7 protein-coding genes and 1 pseudogene are annotated in these 8954 nt (G+C 47.8%); 3 read left to right on the top strand and 5 right to left on the bottom strand.

Annotated elements, in window-relative coordinates; translation table 11 throughout:
• Both COW20_02180 and COW20_02175 read left to right on the top strand, forming a co-directional pair.
• Window positions 1–1092 (top strand): annotated as a pseudogene (locus COW20_02180) (transposase).
• A gap of 241 nt (window positions 1093–1333) precedes the next feature.
• Window positions 1334–3031 (top strand): hypothetical protein, encoded by a 1698-nt coding sequence (locus tag COW20_02175; GenBank protein PIW50574.1) that lies wholly within the window; start codon window positions 1334–1336, stop codon window positions 3029–3031.
• Here the strand turns inward: COW20_02175 and COW20_02170 are convergent.
• Both COW20_02170 and COW20_02165 read right to left on the bottom strand, forming a co-directional pair.
• The gene (locus COW20_02170; protein ID PIW50573.1) at window positions 3014–4435 is read right to left on the bottom strand and encodes an NmrA family protein; all 1422 of its coding nucleotides are present in this window, start codon (window positions 4433–4435) and stop codon (window positions 3014–3016) included. The genes COW20_02175 and COW20_02170 overlap by 18 nt on opposite strands.
• A complete protein-coding gene (locus COW20_02165) occupies window positions 4435–5004 on the bottom strand; it encodes an NUDIX hydrolase (GenBank protein PIW50572.1) in 570 nt (189 codons plus the stop codon). The genes COW20_02170 and COW20_02165 overlap by 1 nt, the downstream gene beginning before the upstream one ends.
• 398 nt (window positions 5005–5402) lie before the next feature.
• Here COW20_02165 and COW20_02160 point away from each other — a divergent pair, with 398 nt between their 5' ends.
• The gene (locus tag COW20_02160; protein ID PIW50571.1) at window positions 5403–5585 is read left to right on the top strand and encodes a hypothetical protein; all 183 of its coding nucleotides are present in this window, start codon (window positions 5403–5405) and stop codon (window positions 5583–5585) included.
• Window positions 5586–5740: 155 nt separating this feature from the next.
• On the opposite strand, the gene COW20_02155 is transcribed toward COW20_02160, so the two are convergent.
• Genes COW20_02155 through COW20_02145 form a run of 3 tightly spaced genes read right to left on the bottom strand, consistent with a single transcriptional unit; the run spans window position 5741 to window position 8884 of the window.
• Complete coding sequence (locus tag COW20_02155) at window positions 5741–7015, bottom strand: LLM class flavin-dependent oxidoreductase (protein ID PIW50570.1); 1275 nt, start codon at window positions 7013–7015, stop codon at window positions 5741–5743.
• Window positions 6951–7214, bottom strand: coding sequence for a hypothetical protein (locus tag COW20_02150; GenBank protein ID PIW50569.1), 264 nt, complete (start codon window positions 7212–7214; stop codon window positions 6951–6953). Before COW20_02150 ends, COW20_02155 begins: the two co-directional genes overlap by 65 nt.
• Complete coding sequence (locus COW20_02145; GenBank protein PIW50568.1) at window positions 7202–8884, bottom strand: hypothetical protein; 1683 nt, start codon at window positions 8882–8884, stop codon at window positions 7202–7204. Before COW20_02145 ends, COW20_02150 begins: the two co-directional genes overlap by 13 nt.
• Window positions 8885–8954: the final 70 nt, after the last annotated feature.

The following is an 8954-nucleotide window of genomic DNA, read 5'->3' as shown; positions in this document are numbered from 1 at the left end:
AATACCCTTATGTTAGTGTATGAATTTAAACTCAAAGGCAAGCCATATCAGTATCAAGCGATAGATGAAGCCATTCGTGTGGTGCAGTTCATTAGAAACAAAGCCGTACGGTATTGGAAGGATAATCGAGGCTCTGGTAAGAATGACCTCTACAAACTGGCTGCTTCACTCCCTAAAGAGTTTGAATTCTCAGATAAACTAAACTCAACAGCCCGACAGCAAGCCACAGAAAGGGCTTGGAGTGCTATTTCTAAGTTTTTTGAAAACTGCAAGAAAAAGATTCCCGGTAAAAAAGGGTATCCTAAGTTTCAAAAGGACAACCGTTCTGTTGAATACAAACAATCTGGTTGGAAACTGGTAGATGGTTGCAAACGCATCTATTTTTCAGACAAGTGTGGCATAGGCACTCTCAAGCTCATTGGGAAACAATGTCTGAATCAATTTCAAGACAAGATTAAACGGGTGCGTCTTGTGCGTAGGGCAGATGGATACTATGCCCAATTCTGTCTGGATATTGAGCGCAAAGAGCATTTGACCAGCACAGGCTCGATTGTGGGGCTGGATATGGGCATCAGCCATCTTTGGACAGACAGCAATGGCAATACCCTTGAAAACCCCAGAACCCTGAAACGGGCAGAAAAAGCTCTGAAATGCGCACAGCGTAGAGTATCCAAGAAGCAGAAAGGCTCATCCAATCGTAAAAAACAAATTAAACGCTTGGCTAAAAAACATCTGAAAGTACAAAGACAGCGCAAGGACTTTGCTATTAAAGCAGCGAGGGCGCTATACCAGTCTCACGACTTGGTAGTCATTGAAAATCTTCAGGTGAAAAACATGCTGAAAAACCACAATCTAGCAAAGGCTATCTCAGATGCAAGCTGGCATCAAATTAAGCGATGGTTAGAGTATTTTAGCCATGTATTTTCCAAGGGTTTTGTCATTGTCTCACCCCATCATACCAGCCAAGATTGTAGTGGCTGTGGGGAGAGGGTTGCCAAAAGCCTGAGTGAACGGGTGCATCACTGTGATACATGCGGTTTAGAGTTAGACCGTGACCACAATGCTGCACGTAATATACTCAGCAAAGGATTAGGTTTAATCGGTACTGTGGGGCATACAGGAACCGGACATCCTAGAGATGTCGAAACGCCTGAAGAGAGACAAACCGCTGCTTGAATCTGGAAACAGACTTAAGTAAGTTTGCTCGGTGAATCAGGAACCCCCGTCATTTAGGGCGGGGAGGATGTCAGTTCTTTGACGGTTTTGTTGATGCTAAGCAATTTGCGACAGATTTGGTTCAAGGGTATGATAGGGGCTGGAGATTGATGATGGAATGAATGATTTAACACAGCTTTCAAATTATCTTGCGCATTATCCTGCTTTGGTCCTGGTCTTAACCACGGCCTTAATCTTTTTGGTGGGGTTGTTCGCGCAAATTCTTTCAGATAAGACCTCGCTTCCTGCGATTATTTTTCTGCTGATTTTCGGCAGTGCGCTTGGTAAGCAAGGTTTGAACCTGATCAATCCCGATGTCTACAGTCCTGTAGGTACCCGCGCGATTATTGCGATTGCCGTTGCAATCGTGGTTTTTGAAGGGGGCCTGATGATTGATTTCAGACATTTGCGCCATAATTTGATCAGTGTCATTGGATTAATTACAGCCAATGTTTTGATCACGATTGTGGGCATGGCCTGGGTGACGCATCATTTGATCGGTATTGAATGGCGAATTTCCCTGCTCTATGCGGGCTTGGTTTCTGTCACAGGGCCTACAGTGATTGCGCCCATTCTGAGAAGAATTCATGTCAGTCAGAAAGTAAAAACCATTCTGGAAACCGAAGCGGTATTGGTAGATGCCGTTGGCGTGATTGCAGCGATCTCCATTTTTAACTATGTCATTTCAGGTGCCTCTCCCGGACAGGGTGACAGTCTGATTCCCATCTTCAGGAATGTTTTGTTGAGTTTGGTTTTGGGAGCGCTGTGTGGCGCAGCCTGTGCCTGGCTTGCCAAAAAAATTGTTCAGATATTCAGCCCTCTGCGGGGTGAAGTTACACGTTTGCTCGTTTTGACGATTACGGTTTCTGCCTATATGCTGGGCGAACTGGTTTCACATGAAAGCGGGATTGCAGCAGTTGCTGTGGCCGGCATGATCATTGGCAATACTGAATTTCCCCATAAAAGCTCGATCAAAGAGTTTAAAGGGGATTTGACGCTGCTTTCCATTACGGTTGTATTTTTGTTGCTCTCAGCCAGTTTGGACTTGAATCTGCTGTGGCGAATTGGTTTAAAGGGCGCAATTTGCGTCTTGATTCTGATGTTGGTGATTCGGCCCATGGGTGTCTTTTTGTCGACGGCATTTGAACGTATCAATTGGCGCGAACGGGTATTTATTGCCTGGCTGGGGCCACGCGGGATTGTAGCTGCTTCTGCAGCAACTTTCTTTGCCCTGGAATTGGATGCCTATGGCATTCCAGGCAGTGGCATTATTCGTGGTATGGTGTTTATGACAGTCTTGATTACTGTGATTATTGAAGGGTCAGGAGCAAGATATATGGCTTCACTTCTGGATATTGCGCCCTCCAGCGTTTTGATCGTCGGAGGAGGCTTGATAGGTAAAAAACTGATTGATCAACTCAAAGACAGTCAAAAAGACGGAATTATTCTGATTGAGAACGATCCCAAGCGAATTGAATCGCTCAGACATTTGGAAAATGAAGGGGTTTATCTGATTTCTGCGGATGCCCGTGATGAAAAAATTTACCGCGAAAAACTCAACAATGTGCAGAATATTACAACCTTGATCACGACCTCTGAAGATGATTGGCTCAATTTAAGGGTTTGCCAGATTGTAAAGAAAATGAAGCCTGAAGTGCATATGCTTTCAGTGATCAATGATGTCAAAGGGCGGGAAGTTTTTGAGAATCTGGGCATCAAAACGATCAATCTCCGCGAAGCCGCAGCCACTTTAATTTATGTTCTGATGGATGCCCATCTGACGAGTGCGCCATCCCCCTTAAAGCACGTCCAGTGAATCTAAATAGCGGCGAAACCCTTCCATGACCCATAAATGAACCAGTGCCTGGGTCCAGTTATAGATAAACCAAGGCAGACTGGGGCTGAAATCATGAATCGCGGCAATGATGGTTTTGCCTTTTAAAACCTCTCTGAATTCTAAACGCCCCCGCATCAGCCCCTTGCGTTTTGAGACCAAGATGCCGCCCGTAATATAAAAGAGGGGGCGATTCAAACTGCTTCGTTCTGGCGAAAACTTCAGCACCAAAAGAGGCTGACGCAGGCCCCGCATACAAAAAGAACAGATTCTGTTTTCATCGACATTGACCTGGACCAGCAATCTTAAAAAGCGTGGCAACCAGATGGTGTATTTTTCCGCCATCCACAATGCATTTCGACCCTGTGGCAAAGGCAGGCGTTGAACAGAACGCACCACTTTTAAATCTTTGGGGTAAATTTCATCTTGAAACTGCAAGCTTTGGGTAAAGCGTGAGTGAGTTTTAAGGGGTTTATAAGGGGTTTGTTTCTGTGCAATTAAAGCTTTTTGAACTGCCTCTCTAAACGGCAATCCCTTGATACCCAATTGTTCCTGTAAGCGCAGATCCTGTGCCACCATGGGGTGTTTTAAACTCTCTACCAAGGGGTTTACCAATTCGTGCGGAGAGCGAGTGATTTCACTTAACCACCAACGTGAAAGACGCATGCTCATCCAGGGCACTTGCAGGATCAAGCGCTTCAGCCCCATCACTTCAGCGGTGGTTTGAATAAGCGACATATAACTCATGATATCGGGCCCGCCCACATCAAATTTTTGATGAAAACAGGCGGGTCTTCCCAAGCAAGCTGCTAAAAGTTCGATCATGTCCTGAAGGGCTATTGGTTGGGTTTGTGAGAGGGTCCAAGGGGGACAGAGAATCACGGGCAAACGTTTCACCATTTTTTCAAGAATTTGAAACGAGGAGCCTCTTGCACCTACTATGATCGAGGCGCGTATTGAGGTTAAAGGAATCTGACGGCCAGAAAGGCATTCTTCGACTTCGAGACGGCTGCGTAAATGTTCTGAAAGCTCAGCCCCTGGCGGAATAATCCCTCCCAAATAGATTATCTGCTGTACCCCGTGACTGGCACAGGCCCTGGCGAAATTATCCGCAAGAATTAAATCCATATCTGAGAAATGACCTTGCGTCAGGTGAGCTGAAGGCAGCATGGAATGTACGAGGTAGAACGCGAAATCTGCGCCTTTTAAGCCGTCTTCTGCCTGTATGAGTGAAAAAAGATCGCAGTATCGCCACTCCAAACCAGGCTCTTCCTGGATCGGTGAGCGGCTGAGGGCGATAATATCGTATTCCGGCAGGAGTCTTGCTATCAGTTGTGAACCAATATAGCCACTGGCTCCAGTGACTGCAACCTTGGGGCGCTTCATCAGTAATCCAACGCTGAGCCTGGGGGCAGGAGGCTATTCCCAGAGCGCAGATCGGGTGTTAATGCTGGGTTTTTTCGCATGGCTTGGGCATGGTGCAATGCCCAATAGTTGCTTGGAAAGGCCAAGGAATCCCAGGGGATTTTTTGCCAAGGAAAAATTTTTACCTGCAAACTCTCTTCTCCGGCGCATAGATTAAGGGTTTGCATCTTGGCGAGATAGAGTATCTGTACTTGTGAAATATGCGTAAGACTGTAAACCGCCAATAGTGAGAGAATATTCAGTTTTGCACCCGCTTCTTCATGGGCTTCACGCAAGGCTCCTTCTTCCGTGGATTCATTCAGTTCCAAATACCCCCCCGGAATGGTCCAAAAGCCAGAACGGGGTTCAATGGCGCGCTGACAGAGCAAATAACCTTCTTCAGCGAAGGCAACACATCCGACGACAATCTGGGGGTTTTGGTAATGAACCGTGGTACAGGCTGTGCAGACGATGCGTTCGCGGTTATCACCCTGCGGAATCCTGCGCTGAACAGGGGCAGCACAATGCGAACAGTATTGAATGGGGGGCATATCACTGACTCCTGAGTGTTTAAGCAGTTTCATTCTAAATCCGCCCCAACGCGGAACACTGTCTACCTGCCAGTTTATTTTCACGCCACCTTCCTGAAGTTTTTACCTGCTCCGATCGCCACCCATTTCAGGAGTGGCCTCCATCTTCGGCGTTTGGCTTCGCCCTTGACGGTTTCAGCCCGGAGAGGCTATCGCATGCGATCCTTCTTCAAGGTTTTTGTTCACTTTAGGGGGTTCCCCTCTTACAGTCTTCTGCCAACAGACCTTTCAACCCATCAGCAGCTTGGCTCTCTTGCCGTTTTGACGACTTCAGAGCTTTGCACCCTGTAAGAGTCCTTCGTATTGGCGCAGCCAATACCAGTTCCCCTTTTGTAATTTTCCCTTTAAGGGTTTACTCCATGCTTGAATTGGTTACCGTTTCCGGCACCTTGCCCTCTTGCCGTTTTGACGACTTCAAGGCTTTTTCCTCAAGCACAGCGAGGCTGAATCAGCCTTCCCTTTTTGGTATTTTGGCTCTCCAGGGTTTTCCTTCTTTAAAGTGTGTTTCCTGCTTCCAGGAAAGGACCCTCTTGCTGTTTTGACAACTTCAAGGTTTTGACCACTTTAGAGATGGGTCATTAAGACAAACCCTCATGAGCTTTCTGGCCTGGGTTTTCACCAGGGCCTCTGTCGTGCTTCTTCCTGGCAGGCAGAAGTACTCAGCTGATCTGATTATTGCATTTTATGAAGGGCGGTTTCAAGCCCTCTGATGAATTCCTTCTGAAATCATCGGGCTGATCAACTCCAAACTGCGCATGATCTGAGCTGGGGTGGGGCCAAAATCCATTAAGCAGGCAATTTCATTGACACCTGCAGCTTTGAGCTGTGCCAGTAGCGGCTGGACGCTTTCGGGAGTTCCCATCAAGGCCCTTCTTGAAAAATAGCGTTCAAAAGCAAAATCCAAAAGAGCAGCTTCTTCTTCGGCATCAAAATGCGAGGGATCTATATTGAGGCCCGCGCTGTGACTTAATTTTCCCAATAAATGCAGCGTAGATTTGAGATAGGATTTGAAGGGGGCTTCGACTTCTCTGCGGGTTTGTTCAAGCTCATGACCCAGGAAGGTATGTAAAAAGACACCCACCTTATACTTTTGCGGATCAAATCCATTTTCAGAAAGGGCCTGGCGGTAAAGAATCAGCTTTTCGGCCAATTCTTCAACCTCCTGATCCAGCAGACAGGTGAGCAAATGGGAGCCAGATGCCCCAATTCTGCGATAGGAATCGGGATTGCCAATGGCGGTCAACCAGACTGGCAAATCTGGCTGTAGGGGTCTGGGGTAAGTTTGAACTTGAATCTGGCTGCCACTGCCCTCTTGGCGGGGAATGCTTTCGCCTCGCCAGAGTTTGTGTACCTCTTGCAAGCGATTATAGAGAATTTGATGTCGGTCTCTGTAATTTTCGGGTGCCAAGGCAAAATCGTTGCTGTGCCAGCCTGTGGCAAAAGAAAGCTCCACCCGGCCTGAACTGAGATGATCGACCACCGACCATTCTTCCACGACGCGAATCGGGTCTTGAAGGGGCAAAACAACACTTCCAGCTCTTAAGGCCATGTGTTTTGTTTCACGTGCCAAAGCGGCAGCGAGAACCGCAGGGCTGGGAAAAAAAGCACCTAAACTGTCAAAATGGCGTTCAGGGGTCCAGATTCCACAAAAACCATGCTTTTCAGCAAATTGTGCTGCGCGAAAGAGCAGCTCATAGGCGCCTTGGGGTTGCGTATCTTCGGCTTTGCCGAAAAAAAACAGGCTGAAATCAAGCTTTTCAGCTTTTAAATGATCGATCAGAGCTTGTTTCTGGGCTTTGATCTGATTCTGTAATTCTGGCGAAAGTGCGCCCTTGGGAGCCTTGAGATGCAATTCCCCATTGCGCAAACTGATTTCAATCTGTTTGGCTTTGAAAAGTCTGAGCAGTTCAAACAGCGAGGACACCTTCTGCCTCCAGGTGATTAAGTAATCGGGTGACACTTGGAAATTCAAAGATCAAGGTGGGGTCTAATTCGAAACCAAATTGATCCTCAAGATCCCCGCTCATTGCGACCGCTGTGGTTGAGTCTAGACCCAGTGAGGCGAAAGGCAGATCGGGATCGAGGGTGTCTACAGGTTTTTCGGTTGACAATGCGATTTGATTCATCAGCCAGGATTCTACCTCTGAACGGCGGGGTTTTACTTCTTCCATGCTTTGAGTTTTCCTTTCAAATAGAGCTGTTTTACCTGGTTGCGCTGAATTTTTCCGCTGGAAGTTTTGGGCAGGCTGCCCGCTTCAATTGGATAGAGAATATCCAAGCGAAGTCCTTCACTTTCGGCCAGGGCTTTTTTTGCAATTTTTTCAAGCTCCGCGTGGCTAAGCGAACAGTCTTTCTTGATCTCCTGTACCAAGATCAATCGTTCGGGTGCTTCTCCGGTTGAAAAGGCCGCGCCACAGCCCTTGCGAAAGGCATCAGAGGCAGTTTGAACGGCCTTTTCAATTAAAGGCGGGGAGTGGTTTTGACCTTGAAGAATAATGAGTTCCTTGATACGCCCTGTGATAAACAGATCCCCTTGATAAACAAAGCCCAGATCCCCTGTGCGCAGCCATTTACCCTGCTCAGGGTGATCGGCCAGTTGCGCTGAGAAGGTTGCTTCTGTCTGCTCTGTTTTGTGCCAGTAGCCCATGCCGACACTGCTGCCCTGAAGCCAAATTTCCCCAATTTCATTTTCAGCGCAGGTCGTTAAACTGTCAGGGTTGACAATTTGAAGCTGGGTATCTTCCCAGACCTGTCCCAATCCAACCAAGGCACGGCCCTCGGGGTCTGGCACAATTCTGTTTTGACTCAGCGCCTGGCTCGAAAACCTGTGGATTCTCGGCTCACTCAGCGGCTTGCCACCGGCCACGAAAACGGTGGTTTCGGCAAGGCCGTAGGCATTGTAAAAACAATTGCTTTTGAAGCCCACTGTTGAGAAGCGTTCACTGAAGGCTTGCAGTGTTTCAGCCTGGATGGCTTCTGCGCCATTGAGGGTCACGCGCCAGTTGCTTAAATCCAAACCCTCGAGCTGATCGGGTGTGATTTTTTTGAGACAGAGTTCATAGGCAAAATTGGGTGCTGCTGAGATGGTTCCTTGGGTTTCGCTTAAAACCTGGAGCCATCTTCTCGGTTTTTGAAGAAAATAGAGCGGTGAAAAAAGCGTACTGGCAGCACCGGTATAGAGTGGAAAAATCACGCCACACATCAGTCCCATATCATGGTACAAGGGCAACCAACTGACGAAATGTTCTTGGATTGCGGGCATCAGCTTCCATGGGGCAGCCAAGGCACTGGCATTGGCATAGACATTGGCATGACTGAGCATGACGCCTCTGGGGCTGGCAGTAGAACCCGAAGTATATTGTAGCAGGGCAAGATCGGTTTCTTTTGCCGGGGCCAGTTCAATGATTGCTTCCTGGCAGAGTTCTTCCAGGGCGTGCCATTTCATGCGTCGCAGCGAACTGAGTAAATAGCGAATCCATTGGAATTTTTTCAGTATTTTTTCGCTGGTCAAAACCGCCGAGGCTTGTGCATCTTTCGCGATCTCAAGGAAACGCTGACGGGTTCTGGGATCTGCTGGCGGGTAGGTTGGAACCGCTACCATGCCTGCTTTTAAGCAGGCCCAAAAGGCCAAGGGGAAGCCCAATCCGGGTTCGAACAGGAGCAGAATACGGCTTTGGGCGGGATATTTTTTTTGCAAGGCGCTGGCCATGCGATTGACCTGTTCGAAAAAGGCTGCCCCTGAAATACGCTCGCAGCGATTTTCCTGTTCATGCCAATGCGTGAAAAGCTGAGGTCTTTTTTGATTTTCAAGGCGAAGACAGGTTTCTGTCAGTCGTGACATGGGATTCCTTTGGGGTTTAATAATCTATTCTAGCTCAGGTCTGTTCAGAGCAGAATATCGGCAGCAGATT

It is taken from the genome of bacterium (Candidatus Blackallbacteria) CG13_big_fil_rev_8_21_14_2_50_49_14 (assembly GCA_002783405.1).
Taxonomy (GTDB): Bacteria; Cyanobacteriota; Sericytochromatia; order UBA7694; family UBA7694.
The sequence above is the reverse complement of the archived record's forward strand: the minus strand, read 5'-3'. Positions and strand labels throughout refer to the sequence as shown.